The organism is Citrobacter sp. RHBSTW-00944 (genome assembly GCF_013615435.1).
GTDB lineage: Bacteria > Pseudomonadota > Gammaproteobacteria > Enterobacterales > Enterobacteriaceae > Citrobacter > Citrobacter braakii.
Genome location: NZ_CP055418.1, coordinates 1,249,890 through 1,273,456, shown reverse-complemented (window position 1 = coordinate 1,273,456; position 23,567 = coordinate 1,249,890). Strand labels below are relative to the sequence as shown.

Below are 23,567 nucleotides of genomic sequence, written 5' to 3'. Positions count from 1 at the left end.
ATTCAGTCCCATAGCTGGACGGTCTGCGCCGTGGTTGACGCCGTAATGTCCGGCAGCTCCACCTGCAGCCCGTGCGGTAAAAATGGGCCGTACTCAGCCAGCCCCGGATTTGCCTGCAGAACCTGCTCAGTGACACCCTGCGTACGCCCGTAATGACGCCAGCAAAGCGCGTCCACCGTGTCATACTGATGCGCACGCACTTTCATCAGATAAGCTCCACCGTACAGTGCGGTGCATCCTGCACCCGGCTGATAGCCCAGCGGGCATCACGCCACAGATCGCCGCTGGCCTCCGCCAGCTCCTCCCCTCGCTTCACACCTGACGCCGTGGCGTCATAGTCCTGATAACGCTCATTGAGCACGGCGCGCGCCCAGCAAAAAACAGCGTTGTGGTAGTGCCGGATACGCTCGCTTTTGCCGTCCAGCATTTCTGCGGGAACCTCAGCAAGTGTCCGCCAGCCCAGCATCTGCTGACGGTTGCGGAAGTCGAACAGCTCAGCGTTAACCTCAGAAATTGCCGTCAGCACGACCTGCTTTAAACGTGGCGGCGTCACCGTGCCGTCAGTGCGCATCACACTGCGAAATTCCGACAGATCCACATCAGGCCAGAACGGCGTATTTTTGATGACCTCCGCCTGTTCCGGTGCCTGTTCTGGCGCAACAAACTTCATGCGGCTTTCTCCTGAATAAGTGGGCGGTGGACGGAATTTTGATGTGGCAGTGCCTTTCGCCATCCCGTGCCGCCCGTGCGCGGGGCACGTTCGTTAGCGGCTGTCATTGCGCAGTCTGCGCTCCAGCTGCTGCTTTTCTTTTTTCACACCGCAGCGGGGATCAAGCTGCAGCGCATGGTTAAGGTGATTCAGGGCAGACGCTGGGTTGCTTTCGCTCAGTACAGCGCCGATGGCTTTATGCAGGCGCGCCCGCGACTGGTCCGGCATATCCAGATCGGTGGTCAGGTCCAGCGTCTGCAGAAGTAGATCGGCATCAAAACCGGCAGCGGCAAGCAGAGCGCTTTGCGCCGCGTCTGCCATTTCTTCTGCCAGCACGGTCTGCACGTTACGGTTGCCCAGAGGCATCACCCAGCCATGGCGCAGCGCATGGCGCCCGATTTCGAGCGCACCGGCATAATCACCGGCGTCAATACGCCACAGCATCACGTACATCAGCACATCATCCTGCTGCGCACCTCCGGCAGCCAGCACGCCCTCCGCCCAGGCGGAATATTTCGGCAGCAGTTCCACCTTGATTTCCGCCTTTTTCACCGTGGACTGGACGCCCTTGAGGCGGCGGCGGTCTTCTGCCAGCTGCAGCAGCATCAGGTCATAGCCCGACGCATGGCGAACACTGCCGCCCTCACGGGCGGCCTGTTCAGCCTGAATGCGCAGGCGGTGCTGCCGTGCGGGACTCAGGCTCATGCGTTATTCCCCACTTTCCGGTGCGGCAGGCGCGCTGAAATCACCGATTTCGATGTTTTCTACCAGCGCCGCGCAGCGGTAGTCCTCGACCACATACGCCTCGTTGACGGATTCAAAGTTTTCAATCCGGTCACGTTTCGGGTTGTCGATAACAGAACGGCGGCGGGTGTCTTCCTGCCAGTAGATGGACAGGTTATCCAGACGGGTGATCAGCAGGGCATTTGCCGGGAAGAAAGGCGCGCGCACAGCCTGCAGGCCGCCCATGCGTTTCTGGCTGATGATCAGATCGGCGGCGATTTTCTCGCTGTTGTCCTGCTCTTTGTTGACCAGCGGGAAATACTTGTCAGAAAGCAGTTCACGACCACAGACAACAACCAGTTCGTCATCATCCTGATACTCCACATCGATCAGCTCGTTGACGGTATCCATCACCACCGCGTCAAGATTTACATACTTACCACCCGGACCTACTTTTACCGGTTCCGCAGTAGTGGTGCCGTCTTCTGCGGTTTTGCTGCCCATGACGTGATCCGGCGCGTCTTCGCGGATTTTCTGCAGCCAGCCTTTATTGACGTCCTGCAGCAGCGGGTTTTCAGCACGATTGGAGGTTTTGGCGCGCTTCACGCCGTTAAAGCCGATCATGATGCGGTCCAGCGCCTGACGCTTGACGATGGCGTTGCGGATACGCACCTGGAAGTCCTGGAACTTTGCCCACAGGTCCAGTTTTGCGTAGGTCAGCACCGTATCAAAGTTGGTCTGTTCGCATTTGTATTCCACGTCTTCCATGAGCGTCGGATCGGTAGGCTCGCGCTCTTTGGTGGTGGTATCGGTGGTTCCGGCAATGGTGCTGCCAACGCCCAGCCCCAGCAGCTGCCCGGACTGCTCAGTGACCGGCGTGATGTTAACCAGTGTCAGGAAAGCGGCGGACTGCTGGATCTGGTCTTCCAGCGTCTGCTGCACGGACGGCTCCACAGTGAACTTACTGGAGAGTTCTTCAACCTCCACACCGTTCAGGCGCGCCAGCTGCTGCAGGTAAGCGTTAAAGGCAAAGCGGGTTTTCTTTTTCATCGGGTTTTATGCTCCATCAGCAATTGGTCAGGGTGCCTGCCGGTGCGTCACCGCCCGGCGCGCGCTGGCGGTAGTCTTTACGGCTGTCTTCGCTGCTCAGCTTCTGCTCAAGTTCGGCAAAGGCGGCCTGCTGCTCCTGCAGGGAGGACTCCAACTCAGAAAGGCGCTTGTCCTGTTCGGTCAGGGATTTATCCGTGCGCTCGCTCAGGTTCTGCTGCTCGGTAGCGACCAGTTCCACGGCTTTATGCACGTCGGAGAAACGCGCCTCATCGGTCTGCTCTTTTTTGGTGAACAGCGCGGTGACGCGGGCAAAGAGGGACGGCTTTTCGTCCTGGGCTTCTTCCAGTTCGATCAGCGTTTCAACCGCTTCTGAAAAGAGGTTTTCAGGGTTCTGCTTACGGTTCGCCAGCGGGTTATGCGCGGCGCTGGCGCTGAATGCCAGCATTTCGGTGCCAAGGCTCGCCGGATCGTCCGTCGCACCCAGCCCCACAAGGTAGGCTTTGCCGGTGTCGGCAAACTTCGTGCTGACCTCCATGGAGGTGAAAAGCTTCTGGCCTTTCTTCACCAGTTCCACTAGGGCGTCCGTGGGTTCGATATCGGCATAAAGCGCCATCTTGCCCGCCAGCGGCCCGTCCTTGATTTCTTCTGCAACCAGCCCCGTCACCCTGCCGTAGCGGTTAAAGGTGCTGTCCGGCAGATAAGACTTGATGTGCTCAAGATTAATCAGCGCGGTATAGACCGTCGGGTTGTAGCTGGCAGCCATCTGTACCAGCCATTCACGCTGGATTTCGCGCCCGTCAGTGGTGGCACCTTCCACCCCAATACGGAAACGCTTTGCTTTCACTGTCATGAGCCGTGCTCCGTTAGAAATAACTTACTGGAGCCTTATGTTTGCGGTGATGGGGGGAGCGAAACAACGCGCGGCACTTGTACGGTAAACCACACAAACCGCAGCCGGGGAAAGCCGTCAGGCAAGGCCGTATGTTTGGGCCATGAACACGACACTGACCCCCGCAGACCTCGATCCCCGTCGGCAGGCCATGCTGCTGTACTTTCAGGGATACCGCGTAGCCCGCATTGCTGAAATGCTGGGAGAGAAAGTTGCAACCGTTCACAGCTGGAAGAAGCGCGACAAATGGGGCGACTATGGGCCGCTGGATCAGATGCAGCTCACCACCGCCGCACGTTACTGCCAGCTCATCATGAAGGAGCAGAAAGAAGGGAAAGACTTCAAGGAAATTGACCTGCTGGCGCGCCAGTCAGAGCGCCACGCCCGGATCGGTAAATTTAACGATGGCGGGAACGAAGCTGACTTAAACCCGAACGTTGCCAACCGTAACAAAGGGCCACGCCGCCAGCCCGAAAAGAATGTTTTCACTGATGAACAGACCGAAAAGCTGGAAGAAATCTTCCGCAACGGCATGTTTGAATATCAGCGCCACTGGTGGCAGGCAGGCGTAAAACACCGTATTCGCAACCTGCTTAAATCACGCCAGATCGGAGCAACATACTTTTTTGCCCGCGAAGCGCTGATTGATGCCATCACCACCGGGCGCAACCAGATCTTCCTCTCAGCTAGTAAGGCGCAGGCGCACGTTTTTAAGCAGTACATCATCGACTTTGCAAAAGAGGTGGATGTTGAGCTGAAAGGCGACCCGATGACACTCAGCAACGGGGCGTGCCTGTACTTCCTCGGCACCAACGCCCGCACGGCGCAGAGCTACCACGGCAATCTGTATCTTGACGAATATTTCTGGATACCGAAATTCCAGGAGCTGCGCAAGGTTGCTTCCGGTATGGCCATTCACAAGAAATGGCGACAAACCTACTTCTCCACGCCGTCCAGCCTGACCCACAGCGCCTATCCGTTCTGGTCCGGTGCGCTGTTCAACCGGGGCCGCGCCAAAGCGGACAAGGTGGATATTGACCTGACCCACAGCAACCTTGCGCGCGGCGTGCTCTGCCCGGACGGACAGTATCGCCAGATCGTCACCGTGGAGGATGCGGTGCGCGGCGGCTGTAATCTGTTCGACCTTGACCAGCTGCGCATGGAGTACAGCCCGGACGAATACCAGAACCTGCTGATGTGCGAATTTATTGACGATCTGGCGTCAGTGTTCCCGCTCAGCGAGCTGCAGGCGTGCATGGTGGACAGCTGGGAAGTATGGTCCGATTTTCAGGCGCTGGCGCTGCGCCCTTTTGGCTGGCGCGAAGTCTGGATCGGTTACGACCCGGCGAAAGGCACGCAGAACGGTGACAGCGCCGGGTGCGTGGTGATGGCACCGCCAACCGTGCCGGGTGGCAAGTTCCGCATTCTTGAGCGGCACCAGTGGCGCGGGATGGATTTCCGCGCCCAGGCTGACGCCATTAAAAAACTGACGCAGCAGTACAACGTGACTTATATCGGCATCGACTCAACCGGCGTCGGTCACGGTGTCTACGAGAACGTGAAAGCGTTCTTTCCTGCTGTGCGGGAGTTTGTCTACAACCCCAACGTCAAAAACGCCCTGGTGCTCAAGGCATACGACATTATCAGCCACCGGCGTCTGGAGTTCGACGCCGGGCATACCGACATTGCGCAGTCCTTTATGGCTATCCGCCGGGCCACCACCGCCAGTGGCAACCGCCCTACTTACGAAGCCAGCCGCAGCGAAGAGGCCAGCCACGCAGATTTGGCCTGGGCAACGATGCACGCACTGTTTAACGAACCGCTGCAGGGCGAGGCCGCCAATACCAGCAACATTGTGGAGATTTTTTAATGAGTGAACACGACGCCCAGACCAGCACCGCACCAGTGCAGGAAACTGCGCAGCAACAAAACACCACCCGGGCGGAAGCATTCAGCTTTGGTGATCCGATCCCAGTGCTGGACCGCCGCGAATTACTGGACTATGTGGAATGCGTGCAGATGGACCGCTGGTATGAGCCGCCGGTGAGCTTTGACGGACTGGCGCGGACCTATCGCGCCGCTGTGCATCACAGCTCACCGATTGCCGTAAAGCGTGACATTCTCAGCAGTACCTACATCCCGCACCGCCTGCTCAGCCAGCAGGCTTTTGCCCGTTTTGTCCAGGACTATCTGGTGTTCGGTAACGCCTATCTGGAAAAGCGCACCAACCGGCTCGGCGGCGTTCTCTCGCTGGAACCAGCACTGGCGAAGTATACACGGCGCGGCGTGGACCTCGACACCTACTGGTTTGTGCAGTATGGCATGACCACGCAGCCCTATGAATTTACGCAGGGCAACATCTTTCATCTGCTGGAGCCGGATATTAATCAAGAGATTTACGGGCTGCCCGGATATCTCTCCGCTATCCCATCAACCCTGCTCAACGAGTCCGCAACACTGTTCCGCCGGAAGTATTACATCAACGGCAGCCATGCGGGTTTCATCATGTATATGACCGATGCAGCACAGAATCAGGAGGACGTTAACAATATCCGCCAGGCAATGAAAAGCGCCAAAGGGCCAGGCAACTTCCGCAACCTGTTTATGTACTCGCCCAATGGTAAAAAAGACGGCATCCAGATCATCCCGTTGTCGGAAGTTGCGGCAAAGGATGAGTTTCTTAACATCAAGAACGTTAGCCGCGATGACATGATGGCAGCGCACCGCGTGCCACCGCAGATGATGGGAATTATGCCGAGCAACGTTGGTGGGTTTGGAGATGTGGAAAAAGCTAGTCGAGTATTCGTTCGTAATGAATTGATTCCACTTCAAAAAAGATTAATGGAATTAAATGAGTGGCTTAATGACGAAATTATTCGTTTTGACGAATATAAATTAGGCGATGCTTGATTAAAGCCTGTTTAAACTGGCTGTCGAAACAGCCAGTTTAAACACCGGCACCAATGAAATCGCCATATGAATCTTCTTCAAGGCTGATGTATTCCACCCTCCATTGATCCATCCGCCTCAATGCATACAGGGAGAAATGAGTATCGGCAACAGCAATGCACGTATTCAATTCTATAAGCTCTGAATGTCCCAAGATTGGATCACCATAAAACTTATAAAACAATGCCTTTAGATCAGAACAGGTTTGTTCAGCCGCCCCTCTGGCATCGGGGCCACCTTCAGTTGCATCATAAACAACATTGATAGAAAGCTCATATGGTATGCCTTCATCAAGATCGTTAAATCTTTCTTCGCCCAAATCGAAAAAAACTCCGATCAAATGCTCTGCGTTTGTGGCGATAATGTCCGCAACTTCTTTTTCGAAAATAAACTTTTTATCCTCGTCGTAAGCCCGCAAGCGTTCTTCAAACGAGTTAGGAAAAGCTGGACGACCATACTTAGCTGCTAACCATTGCTTAAGAGCTTGTTTCTCTTCTGTGCTAATGGAGAATGCCGGATCGTTTTCCTCACAACGGAAAGCTTCTTTAGAAATGATGACTTTTCTTTCATGCCGAAGCTCTACTGCGTTCTTCTTAGCACTTTCTGGGTTTTCAAAGCATAGATCGAGGATTCTCGGATGCTTAGCTCTTTTCATCTTGCTTGACCCCTTTTTCAAGGGGCCAAACATCAGTTCCACGTTTTTTTCAGAATTACTCTGTAAATCACAATCATGCGTTATAACTACAACTTTATGGTTCGTTTCATCAGGCTTCAGAAGTCCAAGTGAAACGGCATCATCATGTTTAAGAACATGCCCCTGACGCCATGATGTTCCTCGTACCAACATAAATGTGATTTATTCCTCTACTGTTCCAGGAATTGAAATAGATGACTTCCAATCATCTGTCGGTTTCGCCTTGCTTGCTAAGTAATTGGCCGATTCAGCAGCTGCATTCATCGCTTTAGCTTCATCAATCAGTACCTGAACTGGCTTGTTCCAATCCTCACCTTCTTTTACTAAGTCCATCAATGACCTACCATTGAATGCTTTCATTTTCACCAATAGCTTCGCATCATTGAGTCCAGCTTTGGAAAAAGAGTCAGCAACATTACTGAGGTTGGTAATGAATTGGACTTTTGAAGCATCATCAGGCTGGTTCTCCCCTGACAACCATTTATAGAGAGCCTGCCGAGTTATCCCCAAATCCTTAGCCAGTTCTGACATTGATGGAGACAGCACTTCTCGAATATTAGCCAAATGTTGGGCAACATTCCTGACATCAACCTCAGGAGAAATTGCAGGCGTGTACGTTGACTCTATGGAATCAAATGCAAACTGAACCCTTGGCTGAACATACTGACGCCATTGCTTATAAGCATTTACAGGGTATGAAGCCCCCGTACCAACTAATAGTAAAGATGCGGCGACAGCAACAACACCTGATACACATGAGCTTGACTGCGAATCTGGAGTATACCGATCTACAGAGCCTATGCTTCCAGTAGGAATTGCATACATTTTAGTCACCTCCGTTGTTTCAGTGCCATTTAGCACGGGCAAAATCTGAAACCATGCCTTCAAATGCTTCTTTAACTTTACTATGCAACGAAAGAATCTGTTTTTCAATTAACTGCAAATCAGTTGACATGTTGCCTTCAACATAATGATCTGTATCAATTATTGCGTGCATACGATGCTCTGTGTTACTAAATCTCGGCAGCGGCAGTAAACCATTAGGAATCATATCTGGAGGAAAACCTAGTTGACCATTCATCTTATGTATGCGTGAAACCATAAATCCATTAGAGATCAATGGCTCAACACATGTCTGATATACAGACTCTTGTATGGACTGTATTGGCGTCCATCCAAAATCAACACCATGAAGTTCCTTTACAAGATACTGCTCAATTGTTTCGCTTTTCTCAGGAAACACAGCATCCAAATATCGAAGCCCAATCCGGCTTACCAACGATGGCTTAGCAAATTCAAGAACTTTGCTCAGACCAAGTATTAATGACGAGATGAAAGGTACATGATTATCATAATCTGTTGTATGGAACGTAATGAAATCGTTGCCTAAAACAAAACCAGACCTTCTATCTGCATCAATCATCAACCAACTTGTCACAGGCTCAAATGAATGTACCGGTGGCTCATTGGGATTTTTCATTTCAAATTTCAGCTGAGTTGTATTGGAAACTTCAAATAAAGGAAATCCTTCAACTCTTAGCGCATCTTGTATGTCTGGAACATACTTACTCATTGCAGCTACTGGAGTAAACTTTACTTGCACCAATGCGTAGTAAACGGGCGCATTGGACATACGTTTGCTGTTAGTACTCATGCCGCCCTCCTTGAAGTTGTTTCATCTCATATCTCTCTATCTCACTAACTGTAGTTTACACATAGGTTGACACTTTCTCCATCATTAAGTTCACTATGACATCAATAGCCAAAACTCTTACATAATCGCTTCGGCGCGCGCTCGTATCCCCGCCACGCCTGCCCGCTTTATGTAGTGGTTTTCATGCACCTGCATGAGACAGGCAAAAGCCCGCCAGTTCTGGCGGGCCTCATCATAAACGATCCTTAAACGATCATGCGTTTTCATGCGGCATAGTCATGCACTACGACGAAATCAGTCAAACAGAGAATAATTTGCATCAAATTCATGACTTGTGGCTTCGACTTTCGTAATAACTATCAAGTAACCAAGTCCATCAGATAAAGACACCGGATACTCCAGCTCAAGCCAGAAACAGTCATCATAAGTTCTTCCCATCCAGTATCCGCCGCCGCACTCTTTTGGGCGTTGAAAGAAAACCCACTGACCTGGAATGATTGTTTCCAGCGTTTGACCGCGATATACAATTTGATACTTGTTGTCTTTAGACCCCATAGCTAACGCCTCGCATAGCTCGTTGTTCAACCTTGCGAGCGCCAGAACTACGTTCTGCCTCTCACAACGTTATCTAATGTAACCAGCTGTCGTCCTCCCAGACCTGCTGCATAATTTCCATCACTCGCTTTTTGTCTTCATCCAGTTTTAACCCGCTCAGTTCAACACCATTGGCACTGCCCTTACGGATACGAATTGCTGTTTTGGGATACAGAGGGCGCAAATTACGGTAAAGCTCGGATTCAAGGGCTTCCAGTCTGGCCTGGCTAATCTTCTGCTCTTTATCGATCATTATTTCAATGCGCATACAGATTCCCTTTAACTGGTAACGTCCATTGACCGGCTGTATTCATGGCTGCGAATTTTCGCCATCAACTCGTCTGTCAGTTCGGACACCCACTGGATAGCCAGCCGCTTTTCTTCGTCGCTGCACTCACTAGCCGCTACAAGCTTGATAAAAAAATCAATACGCTGGAGCTTCAATGACTCCAAAAGATAGTCCTGCATCTTCCCTCCTATCATTACACGGATACACAAATACTGTATATATACCCACTGTTTATATAAACAGTATAGTAGGAAAGAAAAAATGTAAAACTCTTTTTTGTCAGTTAATTGGATGTACTGACGCCAGTCAATAAAGCACGAAATGTTAAACAGCATCCTTAGTACCATTGACGCCATTTGTCATCTTCCTGCAGCCGCTGGTTACGGTAAAAAATACGTAAACCGGCACCGGATGGAATGCTGCCGCCACGCAGAAGCAAATCAATCTCAGATGCACTACCTTCAAACCCTCTGGCAGTCAGTTCTGCCTCAAGCTGCAGGCGCTGCTGCTCCGAAATACTCTGTATGTATGCTTTTTTCCGCTTCGGTTTTACCAGTCTCAACCTGGCTGTCAGCTCCCGCCGTTCCTTCTGGCCCATGTTGTGGAGATATTCCTGCAGGTCCTTCTCATCCATGGTTTTAATATCGGGTAAATCACCCCCTGATTTGTTCAGATTTTCAACAGGGGGACAGTTATTGCCACGAGTCCAAGGGGCGCAAGCGCCCTGGTCGGCTGCCGCCTCCTGAACGTCAACGGCCTTACGAACCTTTTTCCACTTCATCGCGTGCGTGCAAATCTTGCCCTCTGCAATCGGGGACCAGATGCCATAGATACGGATACCGTGATCGCCGTAGGCGCTCGGTTCGTCGTTAAGCTCATAAGCAGTGCGGACAAGGTGATGTTTGCGGGGAACCAGTACACCGCCCTGCTTCATGATGTAGGTGGCAAAGCAACCCGCATCTGCAGCCGCCAGTACCGCATCCAGACGTGGATTATCCAGTACAGGCGCACCCGCTTTGCGTTCGCCCTGTACTCTCGCCGCCTGACCAGCCAGCAAGCGCAGCTCGCGGTATGCCTGGCGCCCCGGAATACCAAAGAAACGAAATTGCTGGACACGGTGCAGTGACGCCCAGGCGCTGACATGCTCGGCGCTGTCACGCAGTGATCTGCCGGTTTCTTTGCTGATTTCTTTAGCCAGCCCGCGCCCGTCGATGTTCTTACTGATGTATTTGGCGATGTAGCTTGTCGGTGTGCCCTTGCGCGGGTTGATTAGCTCGGACTTGAAGCGCGGTCCGGTATTGGTGCCCAGCTCCTCGCGGTCTTCACGGATGGCAAACTTACGCAGCAGCGCGGTGATGGAACGACGGTCTTTTTTGCGCATAAAGCACAGAAGATGCCAGTGCACAGTGCCGTCATGGTGCGGCTCTGCAACGCGGACGCCGTACCAGCGCAGCCCGGCTTTGTGCATGGCCTTGCGGAAAGCGGCGAATGTATCAACCAGATAGTCACTGCTCTGCCGGACCGTGGCGCTGGTCCATTTCGGATTAGGTCTGCCGTTGTTGAGGGTTGCGTGGAAGCGTGACGGGCAGGTGATGGTATAGAACACGGCGCAGTCTCCGCGCATTTCCGCGATCAGCTCCAGCCCTTTAACACAGGCCATCATTTCATTACGGCGGTGCGCCGGGTTGCTGTTGCTGGCGTTCACCACATCTTCCATATCCAGCGTGTCACCGTCTTCGTTGACCAGTTCATGCGAGCGGAAGAACTCCAGCGATTTGCGGCGCTGCTCGCGTTTGTGGATCACTGCTTCATAGCTGACATACGGGGACGCTTTCTTGTTGACCAGGCAGACGGCGCGCAGCTGCTCCTCCCGCCACTCGCAGCGCATCTGCCACAATTTGCGATACCACCAGTCCGCGCACAGCATGCGCGCCAGCGACGGTGGGATCAGTTCATAAGGCACCGGCTTGCGGCGGCGCTTTTTGCGGCGCAACTGCTCAAAGGCAGGCGGGATGACCTCAAGGCGCATGGCTTCTGCAGCAACCCTTTCCCATGCCTGGCGGATTTCTTCTGGTTTAACATCGTCACTGACAAACAGATCACCGCAGGCCGCATCAAGACACATGCTCATATGTGCCGCAACCAGCGTGGAAAGGCGCTTGACCTGCTCCTGATTCATTTCAGGCAGTACCAGCAGCCCCTCCAGCCCGTCCTGGCTCGCCATGAACCGAAAAGACGCAGACACCTGGCTGTCACGCACGCGCTCCAGCCGCTCCAGACAAGGTCTGATTGTTTCGCGCAGATAGCGGGAATAAGCTTTAGCCCTGCCCAGGCTATGGAAGTATTTAATCCGCTCCAGCAAAGGCTTGCTGATATGGGCAGGCATGGCGCTAACATCGGCAATAATCACCAAATCGGGATTAACGCGCTGCTGTTCGCGGGCCATTTTGGCATGGCTAATCAGCCGATCCTGCTCCATTTCACGCTGGACAGGATCGCGGGATTCATTAAAGAAATAGCGTTCCCAAACCTCATCACTCAGCGCCTCACGGCGCAGATGCTCCTGCTCGTTATCCGCAGCATACAGAGTGATGAGGTTTGAAAGCGCAGACTCCGGCGCAACGTCCGCCGGGTCCAGATACGGATTAACCGCTTTTTTTGGGGTATTCCATGGAAAGGCCACGGCGGCCTCATTCGAGCCGCCGGTGGTTTGTGCATGATGTAATGTGAATTTACTCACTGCCACGCCCGCACCTCAGTTTCCACCGAGATATCAGGACCAGACGCAAAATCAACACCAAACCAGTATGCTGATTTTGTGGCGATGATTTCTACTGCAGTTTTACTATCACCGGCAGCCACGCCCATGCTGCGCTTAGCGGTGATACGATGGCGAGTAAAATCACGATAAAGCGAACGGGTCAGAGACGTATCGCTGTTGGACACGATAACCGGATGACCTTCTGATGACCGGCGTTCAAGAATAGACGCCAGATGGTACTGATCATCCTCTGTAAAACCAGCTGTGTGATATCCGTTAAACGTGCCGTCATATGGTGGATCGCAATAGACAACATCACCCGTTTGCAGCAGTGCCAGTGTCTCGTCATAGCTGGCGCAGATAAACGCTGCGCGTTTTGCTTTTTCTGCAAATGCGCGTATTTCATTTTCAGGGAAGTACGGCTTTTTATAATGTCCGTATGGATTATTATATTCACCCTTCTGGTTATAGCGGCAAAGGCCACGATAGCCATGGCGATTTAAATATAGAAAATATGCTGCCTTTTCTACTTCATTAATAATAGAGTAATTGAAATGCTGGCGAACACGGTAATACTGAACATCCGAATTAAAATCTTTAAATAACTCCTTCGCTATCTGAATGACAGCCTCATGGTCTTTCTGAATCATCAGATAAAGATTAATCAAATCAGGATTAATATCTGCGACAAGATAATGAGGATAGTCTGTCGCCATCATTACAGCGCATGAACCCGCGAAAGGTTCAACCAGTCGCGGGCCAGCAGGAAGGTGCTTAATCAGTTCCGGCATGATGGCGGTTTTATTTCCCGCCCATTTCAGGATAGTGCTCATACAGCACCTCCGCTATAGTGTTTACCTTTCAGCTCTGCGATTTCCTGACAGGTGACGCAACACTGCACGCCCGGAATAGCGCGGCGACGTTCTGGCGGGATTGGTGCATCACAATCAATGCAAAGCACACGGGAAACGCCCGGCGTTCTGTTGCGGGCGGTGTGGATGTGGCGCTGACGTTCTTCTTCAACGCGCTGCTGTACAAGGTCCATTGAATCAGCCATCAGTGGATCTCCTGCGCTTCGTTCTGAATGTTTTCAGCCGCAATACGCAGCAGCTCCGCCGCTTCAACGTGATTAAGCTGGCGTGACGTGATATGGCAAGCCAGGCTATCAAGACGGGCAGCCATTGCCGCAGCACGTGCACGGCGTTCTTCCATGCGCGCATCCGTCAGCATCTGGTTAAGGCCAGCATCATCTGGTCCTGTTTTGGTGATTCGGGTTTCAATATTTCGCATTGTTGTTTCTCCTGAATTTGAGCAATAAGATGCCCGGCGGGTTTACGCCTTTATTTTCGGTTGTGAATTAGTTCGGCATGGCTAGCCGATTTGGAAATAAACTCACCACTGTACGGAAATGGTTCATTGCTTTAATCAGCTCCCGCTTTTCGTCAGTCGTCAGCTCACTAACATTGACGCTATGACGTTCCGCCGGAATCTTTGCCATAAAGAATATTGCGGCTAGTGCGCGTTTATTCTGCTCATGGTTAATATCCCGTTGGTCCCGCATATCGCTAATAAAGCGCTCCAGTTCTGAATCAATATTTAAGCCAAACACTTTCGCCCTTAATTCCGCGATGTGGTTTAACCCATTAAGGCGGAGGCCAGCGCTTAGCGGAACAGTCGCAGCATCGCCTTCAATAGCCATGGTTTCCCCTCCTTTTTAGTGGACAGCTCAGCCAACAACGCATCCTGAGAGCGGCACGGATGCCAGCGCTTGCCATCCTTCCCCATAATCCAGCCATGACCGCAGTGCATTGCAGGACTTTGCTTAACAAGCAGTGATGCAAAAGATGGTTCTTTAGTCAGCATAGCCACCTCAGATCAGACCGAACGAAGCGCCGAGGCCCGTCACGGTATCTACTGCGCTTGCCATCGCCGGATTCGCCTGCAAACGCGCATGTAATGAAACTGCGGTGAGTGCCATCAAGCGCGTGACAGAGTTGATGCTGTTGAGAACATTGCGGCGGCCCGCACTGGTTTTTACATCACCGGATACTGCGCCTGCAGCTACTCGCCCAATCTCCGCAGTTGCACTCATGACGTAATGTGGCAGGTTCTCTTCTGCCACTTCATTCAATGGCACGCACGGCAGGCAATGGATTTGAGCCAGAAAACCGTCAACAAGCGCGGGGTCCTCAGTCAGGTCGGTAAGCAGATGAATTTCCGGTGCTGTGAGCTGATGCGGCTGATCCGGATTCAGTTTGTTACGCAGCGTCTGGACGTTCATTCCTGCGCGTTCTGCCAACTTCGCCATATTGTGACGCAACGCGAAAGCACGGCAGGCATCGTCGAAATGTGGATGTTTGGAAATCTTATAATCAAACATGTTTCATACCTCAAAAGTTCACATAATTGAACTTAACAACCAACTACAACGTTGTAATTGAATGCAGACTTGTCCATGTTTTTGCTCGCTTGGTCCTTTTTGTATTTGAGGTAAAGAATGAATACGCGCCCTTTGTTTTTTTCTTTCTTTTCAATGTAGTTGGCCAGTTTACCGTTATGAATCATCTGATAAACCGAGCCACGGGAGTACCCCTCCCATTCAGCGAACTCAGCAGGAGTCGCTATAACTTTTGGTACACGAATTGAAATATCAGTGCTCATAGTGCAGTATCTCTCGGTTAAGGTTTGGTTTACGTCGTTTTATCTTGTTTTATATGATTCAAAAGTTGATACACAGAGATACTACGATCCAATATTTGATACGTCAACAGGATTAAATAATGATACAGGTAAAGGCGGGCGAGAATACTGGGGGAAGAGAAGCTATCCATAGGCTAATGGCTGCCTACGATTTCAAGTCAAGACAGCAACTATGCGATCATCTTGGTGCGTCTAAAAGCACCATGGCAAACAGATACTTAAGAGACAGCTTTCCTGCGGAATGGGTAATTCAGTGCGCTCTTGAAACAGGGGTATCTTTGCTCTGGCTAACCACCGGGCAAGGCGAGCCAGGCTCAAATGTTGACACAAAAAAAGATATCAATTTCGTGAACTCCGGCAAAGTTAAACATCTTTCGGACCTTGTTTCTCCTGAAATTGACAAAGCGGCTCTTACTAATGGCTCGTTAGTTGAGGAAGGCAAAGCAATCATTGACAGCAGCCTGCTACCTCCCAGCTCCAGTAACCTACTTTTGGTTAATACCAGTGGTGACTCATATTTGGTCGATCGCAGCCAAACACCACCAGTTAACGGAGTATGGCTGGTTGATATTGACGGAATAAAAAGCATTGTGAAGTTAACTCGCCTGCCAGGAAACAGGTTAGTTGTGCATCAGGATGAATCATCTTTTGAGTGCAGCCTGGATGATATCGAGATAGTAGGCCATGCCTTAAAAATAATTAAGAGCCTTTGATATGACCATCAGAAAACAGCCAAACGGGAAATGGTTGTGCGAGTGCTACCCAAGCGGGCGTGACGGTAAGCGCGTCCGTAAGCAGTTTGCGACGAAAGGCGAGGCTATAGCGTTTGAAAACTTCACAATGGATGAAGTGAACAAAAAGCCATGGTTAGGTGAAAAGGATGACCGGCGGCAATTGTCAGAAGTATTCGAGCAGTGGCATTCGCTATATGGACAGACCCTTGCCGACCCCAAGCGACTGATGGCAAAACTTAGCATTATTTGTAATGGCCTGGGCGATCCCATTGCCTCGGAGCTAACTGCCGGAGACTTTACAAAATACCGTGAAGCGCGCCTAAAGGGTGAGGTCAAAAATGAAGATGGCGTGCTTATGTCGCCAGTTAAGCCCCGCACGGTAAACCTGGAACAACGCAACCTATCATCAGTTTTTGGCACGCTGAAAAAGCTGGGCCACTGGTCAGCACCCAACCCACTCGCCGGGCTACCAACATTCAAGATCGCAGAGGGTGAACTGGCGTTCCTGGCACCGGAGGAAATTAAACGCCTGCTGGATGCCTGCGCCGATTCTCAAAGCCCCAGCTTGCTGATGATTGCAAAAATATGTTTGGCTACCGGTGCGCGCTGGAGTGAAGCCGAAAACCTGCAGGGCCATCAATTATCAAAATACCGCATCACCTACACCAAAACCAAAGGCAAGAAAAATAGAACCGTCCCGATTTCACAGGATCTGTATGACGAACTCCCCAAGAACCGGGGGAAGTTATTCACACCGTGTAGAAAAGCCTTTGAGCGTGCTGTTAAGCGGGCTGGTATCGATTTGCCAGAGGGCCAATGTACTCATGTGCTGCGCCACACCTTCGCCAGCCATTTTATGATGAACGGCGGAAACATACTGGTCCTCCGCGATATTCTGGGCCATGCAGACATTAAAATGACGATGGTTTACGCCCACTTTGCGCCCGATCACCTGGAAGATGCAGTGACGAAAAACCCCCTTCACAATCTCAACTGGAACCGCTAAATTATGGCGGCACTTTGGCGGCATAGACTTAAAATCACATAAAACCCGACGAACACAAAAAACAATAAGGTAATGATTTAAAACGTAAATGTATGTTTTTGCTGATGTAAAAATGGTATGTAGGAATTTCGGACGCGGGTTCAACTCCCGCCAGCCCACCAAATCATTATCCGGATACGTCCGGTGAAGTACAGAAAGCCCGTACGGCACAAGCCCTGCGGGCTTTTTTGTGTCTGTCGTTGTCCGAGGGCATCCGGCTAAATCCAGAGAAAATTGGTACACGTTTAGGTACACGCTATACTGTGGTCCAATAAACGTGTACCAATTATGGAAGGGATCCAGACATGGCGCGCATTACACGCCCCCTCACTAACAACGAAATCCTCAAAGCGAAACCCCGCGAAAAAGACTTCACCCTGCATGATGGTGATGGCTTGTTCTTGCTCGTCAAAACCTCCGGTAAAAAACTCTGGCGCTTCCGTTATCAACGACCGGGAAGCAGCAGCCGCACAAATTTGAGTCTCGGCTCATACCCTGCCCTTACACTCGCAGCTGCTCGTCAGATACGCGACCAGCACTTAACCACGCTCGCGCAAGGCATGGATCCACAACAGCAACAGGAGCAAGCGTCAGAACAACGCCAGATTGAGTTAGACAGCATTTTCTCAACAGTAGCTGCTAACTGGTTCCAGATTAAAAGCAGAAGTGTCACAGAGGATTATGCAAAGGATATTTGGCGTTCTTTGGATAAAGACGTGTTCCCGGCAATCGGTGCGATACCAGTTCAGGAGATTAAGGCCAGAACGATTGTTGAAGCATTGGAGCCAATCAAAGGGCGTGGTGCATTAGAGACGGTTCGCCGCCTAGTACAACGTATTAACGAAATCATGATCTACGCCGTCAACACTGGCCTGATTGATGCAAACCCGGCATCTGGTGTCGGAATGGCATTTGAGAAACCCAAAAAACAAAACATGCCGACGCTTCGGCCAGAAGAATTGCCAAAACTCATGCGCTCTTTAGTGATGTCGAATCTCTCAGTTTCGACCCGCTGTCTAATTGAATGGCAGCTCCTGACTCTCGTGCGACCTTCTGAGGCTTCAGGTGTACGATGGGCAGAGATCGATCTCGACGCAAATCTCTGGACGATTCCAGCCGAACGGATGAAGGCTAAGCGGGAGCACATAGTCCCTCTATCTCTTCAGGCATTAGAGATTCTTGAAGTCATGAAGCCTATCAGTAGGCATCGCGAATACATTTTTCCGGTGATGCTGCCAACTTACTGATTTAGTGTATGATGGTGTTTTTGAGGTGCTCCAGTGGCTTCTGTTTCTATCAGCTGTCCCTCCTGTTCAGCTACTGACGGGGTGGTGCGTAACGGCAAAAGCACTGCCGGACATCAGCGCTATCTCTGCTCTCACTGCCGTAAAACATGGCAACTGCAGTTCACTTACACCGCTTCTCAACCCGGTACGCACCAGAAAATCATTGATATGGCCATGAATGGCGTTGGATGCCGGGCAACCGCCCGCATTATGGGCGTTGGCCTCAACACGATTTTCCGCCATTTAAAAAACTCAGGCCGCAGTCGGTAACCTCGCGCATACAGCCGGGCAGTGACGTCATCGTCTGCGCGGAAATGGACGAACAGTGGGGATACGTCGGGGCTAAATCGCGCCAGCGCTGGCTGTTTTACGCGTATGACAGGCTCCGGAAGACGGTTGTTGCGCACGTATTCGGTGAACGCACTATGGCGACGCTGGGGCGTCTTATGAGCCTGCTGTCACCCTTTGACGTGGTGATATGGATGACGGATGGCTGGCCGCTGTATGAATCCCGCCTGAAGGGAAAGCTGCACGTAATCAGCAAGCGATATACGCAGCGAATTGAGCGGCATAACCTGAATCTGAGGCAGCACCTGGCACGGCTGGGACGGAAGTCGCTGTCGTTCTCAAAATCGGTGGAGCTGCATGACAAAGTCATCGGGCATTATCTGAACATAAAACACTATCAATAAGTTGGAGTCATTACCCAATGAGTGCGACAGGCTCTTTGCACACCGTGATAAACGCGCTCACGAAAGGCGTTAAATCCACATTCCGCCTGGTGGCCACCACGATTGTGACGACGTTCACCATCTGTGCCTGTACGGCAAATGGAACCTTGCCACTGCTGCTGTGCGGCGATGCCTTTAAAGAAGAATATAAAAAACGAGGGCTTGCGACAAAGAACCTCTCGCGTACTACCGAAGATGCCGGAACCGTTGTCGAACCGATTATCCCCTGGTCTGCCTCGGGCGTTTATTGCGCCACGATGCTGGGCGTGGCGACGCTTGATTATTTGCCATGGGCAATCCTCTGCTACAGCGGCATCATCTTTGCCCTGCTGTGGGCTGCCACCGGTATTGGTATTGCTAAATATGAACCAAATGAAGCTACAGAGCATATGGTTGAGCAAAAATCATAGGCTAATAAATAGCTAAATATTGGCTACCACCAGGGTAAATTTAATATATCGATTAGATATACAGAAATATTCTTCACTGTTGCGTTGCTTAAACTATTTTTCAGAGACTGTCCAGGAGTCAGCAATGTCTTTGTTTGATGATATTGTCATAAGGGATGTTAATTGCCGTAAATACGGTCAATTACAACAGATGTACGGCACCACCGATGTATTACCGTTGTGGATTGCAGATATGGATTTTGTGACGCCAGAGCCAATCATGAGCACACTGCGTTCAGTGGTATCGCAGCCAGTACAAGGCTACAACCTGGATTATCCGCAATGGAAAGAGTCCGTTATTCATTGGTATGCGCAACAGTATGATGTCGACATAAAGCCACACTGGTTGCATTTTATTCCCGGCGTCATAAAAACTATCGTGCTCTCTCTGATGGTGTTTACCCGACCAGGTGATAATATTTTAACCTGTACGCCAATATATGACCCCTACCCTAATCTGGTAAATACCAGCGGCAGGAATTTGATTCAAACGCGCCTCATTGAGAAAGAGGGTCATTACGAATTTGACTGGCATGATTTCAGCGAAAAACTCAAGCAGTGCAAAATGTTTCTTTTCCCTTCGCCGCATAATCCGGGCGGTATGGTGTGGTCGCGGGAAACGCTGGAAAAAGTAAGTCACTATTGTCAGCAAGCTGGCGTCATTATTCTCTCAGATGAAGTGCATAGTGATTTAACCCTGCCAGGCAAGCGCCATCTGCCGTTTTTTACTTTAGACGAAGCGACAGGGAGCCAGTCAATCGTGCTGACCTCAATCAGTAAAACCTTCAACACGGCGGCGATCCAGGGAGGAATTGCCATTATTAAAAATAATGAATTACGCCATCAGTTCTATGGTTTCCTGGATAACTGCTACCTTGCCGAGACACATTCATTACAGCAGGCGGCCATTTACAGCGCCTTTACCCATTGTGGCGACTGGCACCAAAAATTATTAGCCTACCTGGCCGACAATGTGGCGTTTGTTAAAAGTGAAATTGAAAAGCACTGTCCATTAATCTCCATTGTGTATGGCGGCGCATCGTATCTTCTGTTTCTGAACGCGGAAAAAATGAATCTTAGCGATGAACAGCTAAGCGCATTTTTTGTGCAGGACGCAAAACTGGGTCTGTCACCAGGCGCGCAATATGGCCCCGGTGGAGAGGGTCACATGAGACTCAACGTTGGGTGCCCGCGCTCGGTACTGGTAGAAGCGATGAACCGACTGAAAGCCGCGTACCAAAAACGACAGAACGCGTAGCGCGCATCACACTCTTTGCCCCGCCACGGTGGGGCAAAACTATACAAAGATGTTGCAGAACTGCTATAAAGTTTTTCCGTTCTGTCGGCTGGTGTTAAACTGGAAAGTGTGATCTTCATCATAACCTGCTTAAACAGAGAAAAGAGACACTGCTATGCAACATATCATTGAGGGCTTCCTCAACTTCCAAAAAGAGATTTTCCCTCAACGTAAGGAACTCTTTCGCAGCCTGGCATCCAGCCAGAATCCCAAAGCGCTTTTCATCTCCTGTTCCGATAGCCGCCTGGTGCCAGAACTCGTTACTCAGCAAGAGCCCGGACAGCTTTTCGTTATCCGCAACGCCGGTAATATCGTTCCGTCTTTTGGACCGGAACCCGGTGGCGTATCTGCTACGATTGAATACGCGGTTGTCGCACTTGGCGTGACGGATATCGTCATCTGCGGACACTCCAACTGCGGCGCGATGAAAGCCATTGCTGATAGCCAGCCTCTGGATCCGATGCCCGCTGTGGCTCACTGGTTGCACTATGCCGATGCCGCGAAAGCCGTGGTTGAGAAGAAAACCTGGGAAAACCCAATCGATAAAGTTAACGCCATGGTGGAAGAAAACGTTATCGCACAGCTCAATAATATTAAAACGCATCCTTGCGTCGCGGTTGGGCTGCGAAATAATGCGCTTCGTCTGCACGGCTGGGTATATGACATCGAAAGCGGTGAAATCCGTACCCTGGATAAAAACAGCAAAACCTACGTTTCCCTTGCTGATAACCCGCAGGTGCATTTCGAGTAAATCGTCCACTGGAGCAAGGATGCTCTGGAGAGCTTTTACCTACTTTTGTGCTATAGACAAAAAACATGCTTGCGACTAGTTTTAAAATAGCCACTGGTGTTCTCACATCAGTTTTCGCACATTCATACAACGTTGCGACAGGTCTCATGAACTGAGCCGCAAATAGCTGTTCATACATGATGCAGGCGATAAAAAGGAGCGGGTACGAATGCAAGCAAAAATAAAAAGAATAATAAATATGTTATTCTATCATGAGTCGTGGGATATCATGATTATTAAGGATCATGGTACACACTTATTCCCGAATAATACACTGGATATATTAAGTAAATCCGCTGCACAGCAGTTAAAAAAGAAATATACGTTTCAGGCTGATCCTTTTCTTATTGAAAAAGATGATAAACTGTATGTTTTTTATGAAGCTTTTAGCTTTCGCAACTCGAAAGGCACGCTCCGATGCCGTATTCTTGATCGTGAACTGGTTGAAATTGATGACGTGAAACTTGAAGGTTTTGACGACCTGATGTGTCATTTATCATTTCCGTTCCTGATTAATATTAACGATCAGCTCTTCATGATTCCTGAATCATCAGAAAGAAAAGAAGTGATACTGTTTCAGTCAGTAGAGTTTCCTACACGCTGGAAGAAAATTAAAGTTCTAATCTCTGATACCGAAGTGACAGATAACATTTTTCTTTCAATGAATGAGACCTGCTATCTTATGTCGACCACCATGGATAATAAAATAATTATTCATTCGGCAGAGCATCTTCACGGACAGTGGCAGAAAATTACTCCTGCATTGAAGGTGAGCAATCATCATCATCGGGGAGCAGGTGCGCCTTATCTTGTCGATAACAAAATGTATTTCTTAACCCAGGAATGCACACCTGAAACATATGGAAAATCTATCTACATCAAAGAATTAGTCACACTGAATGACGCTACTTTTGATGAGAATCTGATCGAACAAATCAATTCGTCGATCAACCACAGTGATGGCGTTCACACGCTAAATTTCTCAAGTAACTATATTGCCTATGATACAAAAATAAATAAGTTCAGTCTGTTGGCAATCTTTAAAAAAATATCCTATAAGTGTATGATAAAATATAGAAACGTATACCTTTCCCGGCAAAATAACTGATCCCCTGGATCCTTGGGTGGTATTGGTGGAAAATCGCTCGGGTTTTTAGCATTTTTCTGGAGTCTGTATGGCTATTCTTGTCACTGGTGGTGCAGGTTATATTGGTTCACATACTGTTTTAACGCTACTGGAAAGAGGCGATGATGTCGTTGTCATCGATAATCTGGCAAACGCCAGCCGTATCTCGCTGGACAGGGTCGCGGAACTCACAGGAAGGGAACCCATTGTCTATATCGCTGATGTTCTCGACAGGCAGGCATTAAAAAACATTTTCGCCAACCATAACATCACTGATGTCATTCATTTTGCGGGCCTCAAATCGGTTTCCGAGTCGATAAAAGAACCCCTTGCTTACTACGAAAACAACGTCACTGGAACGCTGGTTTTACTGGATGAGATGCTGGCCGCAGGCGTTAATCGATTCATTTTTAGCTCATCTGCTACGGTATACGGTAATCCGGAAAGCGTGCCGCTGAGCGAGCAATCGCGTACGGGGGGTACCACCAATCCGTACGGTACCTCTAAATTAATGGTCGAACAGATTCTGGCCGATTTCTCCCGCGCGCAGCCCGACTTCCGCATTACCTGCCTGCGCTATTTCAACCCAGTCGGCGCCCACCCATCGGGTCGAATTGGTGAGGATCCCAACGGTATCCCCAATAACCTGGTGCCGTACATCTCCCAGGTTGCGATTGGTAAGCTGAAAACCGTGTCGGTGTACGGTAATGACTATCCAACCCCCGACGGCACCGGCGTTCGTGATTATATCCACGTCATGGATTTGGCGACCGGCCATTTAGCCGCGCTGGATAGCCAGAACAAAGGCGCAGCCTACAAGGTGATTAATCTCGGTACCGGGGTCGGTTATTCCGTGATTAATCTGATTGAGGCGTTTGAAAAAGCGGCGCAGAAAAAAATAAGCTATCAGTTTGTCGACAGAAGGCCCGGCGACATTGCCGAATGTTGGTCTGACCCGTCACTGGCATACAAAGAGTTAGGCTGGAAGGCCATCTACAACCTTGATGAAATGATGCGTGACACCTGGAACTGGCAAAAAAACAACCCGAATGGTTATAACATCTGATGTACCCGGCAACGAGCCTGAGCCTCTGGCT

At 50.4% G+C, this 23,567-nt stretch carries 30 protein-coding genes and 1 pseudogene; 11 read left to right on the top strand and 20 right to left on the bottom strand.

Annotated elements, in window-relative coordinates:
* Positions 1-2: 2 nt before the first annotated feature.
* From HV334_RS05995 to HV334_RS05975, 5 genes are all read right to left on the bottom strand, one after another.
* Positions 3-206: a tail protein X gene (locus tag HV334_RS05995; protein ID WP_000868184.1), complete on the bottom strand. Its 204-nt coding sequence runs from the start codon at positions 204-206 to the stop codon at positions 3-5.
* Positions 206-670 carry a head completion/stabilization protein gene (locus HV334_RS05990; RefSeq protein ID WP_063886531.1) on the bottom strand — a complete coding sequence of 155 codons (465 nt, stop codon included), beginning with the start codon at positions 668-670 and terminating at the stop codon, positions 206-208. Before HV334_RS05990 ends, HV334_RS05995 begins: the two co-directional genes overlap by 1 nt.
* A gap of 93 nt (positions 671-763) precedes the next feature.
* On the bottom strand, positions 764-1,414 hold the full coding sequence (gene gpM / locus HV334_RS05985; protein WP_000059173.1) for a phage terminase small subunit: 651 nt from the start codon (positions 1,412-1,414) through the stop codon (positions 764-766).
* Between the two features lie 3 nt (positions 1,415-1,417).
* Positions 1,418-2,482 (bottom strand): phage major capsid protein, P2 family, encoded by a 1,065-nt coding sequence (locus HV334_RS05980; protein WP_181221281.1) that lies wholly within the window; start codon positions 2,480-2,482, stop codon positions 1,418-1,420.
* 16 nt (positions 2,483-2,498) lie between these two features.
* Positions 2,499-3,332 (bottom strand): GPO family capsid scaffolding protein, encoded by an 834-nt coding sequence (locus HV334_RS05975; protein WP_024552864.1) that lies wholly within the window; start codon positions 3,330-3,332, stop codon positions 2,499-2,501.
* Between the two features lie 142 nt (positions 3,333-3,474).
* Between HV334_RS05975 and HV334_RS05970 the strand changes: the two genes are divergently transcribed.
* Positions 3,475-5,241: a terminase ATPase subunit family protein gene (locus HV334_RS05970; protein WP_137272651.1), complete on the top strand. Its 1,767-nt coding sequence runs from the start codon at positions 3,475-3,477 to the stop codon at positions 5,239-5,241.
* Complete coding sequence (locus HV334_RS05965) at positions 5,241-6,281, top strand: phage portal protein (protein ID WP_137272650.1); 1,041 nt, start codon at positions 5,241-5,243, stop codon at positions 6,279-6,281. Before HV334_RS05970 ends, HV334_RS05965 begins: the two co-directional genes overlap by 1 nt.
* Before the next feature lie 37 nt (positions 6,282-6,318).
* Here the strand turns inward: HV334_RS05965 and HV334_RS05960 are convergent, their stop codons facing one another.
* The 15 genes from HV334_RS05960 to HV334_RS05890 form a co-directional block, all read right to left on the bottom strand.
* Complete coding sequence (locus HV334_RS05960; RefSeq protein ID WP_137272649.1) at positions 6,319-7,167, bottom strand: hypothetical protein; 849 nt, start codon at positions 7,165-7,167, stop codon at positions 6,319-6,321.
* A 9-nt stretch (positions 7,168-7,176) separates the two neighbouring features.
* A complete protein-coding gene (locus tag HV334_RS05955; protein WP_096079987.1) occupies positions 7,177-7,839 on the bottom strand; it encodes a hypothetical protein in 663 nt (220 codons plus the stop codon).
* Between the two features lie 19 nt (positions 7,840-7,858).
* On the bottom strand, positions 7,859-8,668 hold the full coding sequence (locus HV334_RS05950) for a TIGR04255 family protein (protein WP_110812192.1): 810 nt from the start codon (positions 8,666-8,668) through the stop codon (positions 7,859-7,861).
* A 117-nt stretch (positions 8,669-8,785) separates the two neighbouring features.
* Positions 8,786-8,935: a hypothetical protein gene (locus tag HV334_RS05945; protein ID WP_181221280.1), complete on the bottom strand. Its 150-nt coding sequence runs from the start codon at positions 8,933-8,935 to the stop codon at positions 8,786-8,788.
* A 27-nt stretch (positions 8,936-8,962) separates the two neighbouring features.
* Positions 8,963-9,223 carry a hypothetical protein gene (locus tag HV334_RS05940; RefSeq protein WP_019077493.1) on the bottom strand — a complete coding sequence of 87 codons (261 nt, stop codon included), beginning with the start codon at positions 9,221-9,223 and terminating at the stop codon, positions 8,963-8,965.
* A gap of 73 nt (positions 9,224-9,296) precedes the next feature.
* Entirely contained in the window at positions 9,297-9,530 is a 234-nt protein-coding gene (locus HV334_RS05935) for a DinI-like family protein (RefSeq protein WP_181221279.1), read from the bottom strand.
* Positions 9,531-9,541: 11 nt separating this feature from the next.
* Positions 9,542-9,730 (bottom strand): hypothetical protein, encoded by a 189-nt coding sequence (locus HV334_RS05930; RefSeq protein WP_001154444.1) that lies wholly within the window; start codon positions 9,728-9,730, stop codon positions 9,542-9,544.
* A 158-nt stretch (positions 9,731-9,888) separates the two neighbouring features.
* Complete coding sequence (locus tag HV334_RS05925) at positions 9,889-12,297, bottom strand: replication endonuclease (protein ID WP_181221278.1); 2,409 nt, start codon at positions 12,295-12,297, stop codon at positions 9,889-9,891.
* Positions 12,288-13,145 carry a DNA adenine methylase gene (locus tag HV334_RS05920; protein WP_181221277.1) on the bottom strand — a complete coding sequence of 286 codons (858 nt, stop codon included), beginning with the start codon at positions 13,143-13,145 and terminating at the stop codon, positions 12,288-12,290. Before HV334_RS05920 ends, HV334_RS05925 begins: the two co-directional genes overlap by 10 nt.
* Positions 13,142-13,369, bottom strand: coding sequence for a TraR/DksA family transcriptional regulator (locus HV334_RS05915; RefSeq protein ID WP_181221276.1), 228 nt, complete (start codon positions 13,367-13,369; stop codon positions 13,142-13,144). Before HV334_RS05915 ends, HV334_RS05920 begins: the two co-directional genes overlap by 4 nt.
* Positions 13,369-13,602, bottom strand: a complete 234-nt coding sequence (locus HV334_RS05910; protein WP_001244238.1) for a DUF2732 family protein — start codon at positions 13,600-13,602, stop codon at positions 13,369-13,371. Before HV334_RS05910 ends, HV334_RS05915 begins: the two co-directional genes overlap by 1 nt.
* Before the next feature lie 67 nt (positions 13,603-13,669).
* The gene (locus HV334_RS05905) at positions 13,670-14,011 is read right to left on the bottom strand and encodes a DUF5347 family protein (protein WP_000963480.1); all 342 of its coding nucleotides are present in this window, start codon (positions 14,009-14,011) and stop codon (positions 13,670-13,672) included.
* Positions 13,975-14,175 carry a phage filamentation protein Fil family protein gene (locus tag HV334_RS05900; protein ID WP_181221275.1) on the bottom strand — a complete coding sequence of 67 codons (201 nt, stop codon included), beginning with the start codon at positions 14,173-14,175 and terminating at the stop codon, positions 13,975-13,977. Before HV334_RS05900 ends, HV334_RS05905 begins: the two co-directional genes overlap by 37 nt.
* Positions 14,176-14,182: 7 nt before the next feature.
* On the bottom strand, positions 14,183-14,692 hold the full coding sequence (locus tag HV334_RS05895; protein ID WP_016150822.1) for a phage regulatory CII family protein: 510 nt from the start codon (positions 14,690-14,692) through the stop codon (positions 14,183-14,185).
* 32 nt (positions 14,693-14,724) lie between these two features.
* The gene (locus HV334_RS05890; protein ID WP_016150823.1) at positions 14,725-14,973 is read right to left on the bottom strand and encodes a hypothetical protein; all 249 of its coding nucleotides are present in this window, start codon (positions 14,971-14,973) and stop codon (positions 14,725-14,727) included.
* Positions 14,974-15,092: 119 nt separating this feature from the next.
* On the opposite strand from HV334_RS05890, the gene HV334_RS05885 reads away from it, so the two are divergent.
* The 9 genes and pseudogenes from HV334_RS05885 to galE all read left to right on the top strand — a co-directional run bounded on the left by HV334_RS05885 (position 15,093) and on the right by galE (position 23,536).
* On the top strand, positions 15,093-15,725 hold the full coding sequence (locus tag HV334_RS05885; protein ID WP_016150824.1) for a phage repressor protein CI: 633 nt from the start codon (positions 15,093-15,095) through the stop codon (positions 15,723-15,725).
* Position 15,726: 1 nt separating this feature from the next.
* Positions 15,727-16,752: a site-specific integrase gene (locus tag HV334_RS05880; RefSeq protein WP_181221274.1), complete on the top strand. Its 1,026-nt coding sequence runs from the start codon at positions 15,727-15,729 to the stop codon at positions 16,750-16,752.
* Between the two features lie 344 nt (positions 16,753-17,096).
* Positions 17,097-18,017, top strand: a pseudogene (locus tag HV334_RS05875) (integrase arm-type DNA-binding domain-containing protein); the annotation flags it as partial.
* Between the two features lie 54 nt (positions 18,018-18,071).
* A protein-coding gene (locus tag HV334_RS05870) for an IS1-like element IS1B family transposase (RefSeq protein WP_095033700.1) occupies positions 18,072-18,769 on the top strand; the annotation gives its coding sequence in 2 pieces (ribosomal slippage) (positions 18,072-18,321 and positions 18,321-18,769; 699 coding nt in all).
* A gap of 17 nt (positions 18,770-18,786) precedes the next feature.
* The gene (locus tag HV334_RS05865; protein WP_249415056.1) at positions 18,787-19,218 is read left to right on the top strand and encodes a Na+/H+ antiporter NhaC family protein; all 432 of its coding nucleotides are present in this window, start codon (positions 18,787-18,789) and stop codon (positions 19,216-19,218) included.
* Positions 19,219-19,342: 124 nt separating this feature from the next.
* Entirely contained in the window at positions 19,343-20,515 is a 1,173-nt protein-coding gene (locus HV334_RS05860) for a PatB family C-S lyase (RefSeq protein WP_181221273.1), read from the top strand.
* Between the two features lie 154 nt (positions 20,516-20,669).
* On the top strand, positions 20,670-21,305 hold the full coding sequence (locus tag HV334_RS05855) for a carbonic anhydrase (protein ID WP_047499502.1): 636 nt from the start codon (positions 20,670-20,672) through the stop codon (positions 21,303-21,305).
* Positions 21,306-21,513: 208 nt separating this feature from the next.
* Entirely contained in the window at positions 21,514-22,452 is a 939-nt protein-coding gene (locus tag HV334_RS05850) for a hypothetical protein (protein ID WP_181221272.1), read from the top strand.
* Positions 22,453-22,519: 67 nt separating this feature from the next.
* Positions 22,520-23,536, top strand: a complete 1,017-nt coding sequence (gene galE, locus HV334_RS05845; protein WP_016154109.1) for a UDP-glucose 4-epimerase GalE — start codon at positions 22,520-22,522, stop codon at positions 23,534-23,536.
* The last annotated feature ends 31 nt before the right edge of the window (positions 23,537-23,567 follow it).

Bases quoted from the DNA above. Each gene is read 5' to 3' on its own strand.
- HV334_RS05975 (WP_024552864.1), bottom strand. From the start codon at position 3,332: ATGACAGTGAAAGCAAAGCGTTTCCGTATTGGGGTGGAAGGTGCCACC.
- HV334_RS05970 (WP_137272651.1), top strand. From the start codon at position 3,475: ATGAACACGACACTGACCCCCGCAGACCTCGATCCCCGTCGGCAGGCC.
- HV334_RS05905 (WP_000963480.1), bottom strand. From the start codon at position 14,011: ATGGCTATTGAAGGCGATGCTGCGACTGTTCCGCTAAGCGCTGGCCTC.
- HV334_RS05945 (WP_181221280.1), bottom strand. From the start codon at position 8,935: ATGAAAACGCATGATCGTTTAAGGATCGTTTATGATGAGGCCCGCCAG.
- HV334_RS05965 (WP_137272650.1), top strand. From the start codon at position 5,241: ATGAGTGAACACGACGCCCAGACCAGCACCGCACCAGTGCAGGAAACT.
- HV334_RS05935 (WP_181221279.1), bottom strand. From the start codon at position 9,530: ATGCGCATTGAAATAATGATCGATAAAGAGCAGAAGATTAGCCAGGCC.
- HV334_RS05920 (WP_181221277.1), bottom strand. From the start codon at position 13,145: ATGAGCACTATCCTGAAATGGGCGGGAAATAAAACCGCCATCATGCCG.
- HV334_RS05900 (WP_181221275.1), bottom strand. From the start codon at position 14,175: ATGCTGACTAAAGAACCATCTTTTGCATCACTGCTTGTTAAGCAAAGT.
- HV334_RS05940 (WP_019077493.1), bottom strand. From the start codon at position 9,223: ATGGGGTCTAAAGACAACAAGTATCAAATTGTATATCGCGGTCAAACG.
- HV334_RS05910 (WP_001244238.1), bottom strand. From the start codon at position 13,602: ATGCGAAATATTGAAACCCGAATCACCAAAACAGGACCAGATGATGCT.
- galE (WP_016154109.1), top strand. From the start codon at position 22,520: ATGGCTATTCTTGTCACTGGTGGTGCAGGTTATATTGGTTCACATACT.
- HV334_RS05855 (WP_047499502.1), top strand. From the start codon at position 20,670: ATGCAACATATCATTGAGGGCTTCCTCAACTTCCAAAAAGAGATTTTC.
- HV334_RS05890 (WP_016150823.1), bottom strand. From the start codon at position 14,973: ATGAGCACTGATATTTCAATTCGTGTACCAAAAGTTATAGCGACTCCT.
- HV334_RS05930 (WP_001154444.1), bottom strand. From the start codon at position 9,730: ATGCAGGACTATCTTTTGGAGTCATTGAAGCTCCAGCGTATTGATTTT.
- HV334_RS05995 (WP_000868184.1), bottom strand. From the start codon at position 206: ATGAAAGTGCGTGCGCATCAGTATGACACGGTGGACGCGCTTTGCTGG.
- HV334_RS05885 (WP_016150824.1), top strand. From the start codon at position 15,093: ATGATACAGGTAAAGGCGGGCGAGAATACTGGGGGAAGAGAAGCTATC.
- HV334_RS05990 (WP_063886531.1), bottom strand. From the start codon at position 670: ATGAAGTTTGTTGCGCCAGAACAGGCACCGGAACAGGCGGAGGTCATC.
- HV334_RS05865 (WP_249415056.1), top strand. From the start codon at position 18,787: ATGAGTGCGACAGGCTCTTTGCACACCGTGATAAACGCGCTCACGAAA.
- HV334_RS05980 (WP_181221281.1), bottom strand. From the start codon at position 2,482: ATGAAAAAGAAAACCCGCTTTGCCTTTAACGCTTACCTGCAGCAGCTG.
- HV334_RS05880 (WP_181221274.1), top strand. From the start codon at position 15,727: ATGACCATCAGAAAACAGCCAAACGGGAAATGGTTGTGCGAGTGCTAC.
- gpM (WP_000059173.1), bottom strand. From the start codon at position 1,414: ATGAGCCTGAGTCCCGCACGGCAGCACCGCCTGCGCATTCAGGCTGAA.
- HV334_RS05860 (WP_181221273.1), top strand. From the start codon at position 19,343: ATGTCTTTGTTTGATGATATTGTCATAAGGGATGTTAATTGCCGTAAA.
- HV334_RS05950 (WP_110812192.1), bottom strand. From the start codon at position 8,668: ATGAGTACTAACAGCAAACGTATGTCCAATGCGCCCGTTTACTACGCA.
- HV334_RS05960 (WP_137272649.1), bottom strand. From the start codon at position 7,167: ATGTTGGTACGAGGAACATCATGGCGTCAGGGGCATGTTCTTAAACAT.
- HV334_RS05955 (WP_096079987.1), bottom strand. From the start codon at position 7,839: ATGTATGCAATTCCTACTGGAAGCATAGGCTCTGTAGATCGGTATACT.
- HV334_RS05850 (WP_181221272.1), top strand. From the start codon at position 21,514: ATGCAAGCAAAAATAAAAAGAATAATAAATATGTTATTCTATCATGAG.
- HV334_RS05915 (WP_181221276.1), bottom strand. From the start codon at position 13,369: ATGGCTGATTCAATGGACCTTGTACAGCAGCGCGTTGAAGAAGAACGT.
- HV334_RS05895 (WP_016150822.1), bottom strand. From the start codon at position 14,692: ATGTTTGATTATAAGATTTCCAAACATCCACATTTCGACGATGCCTGC.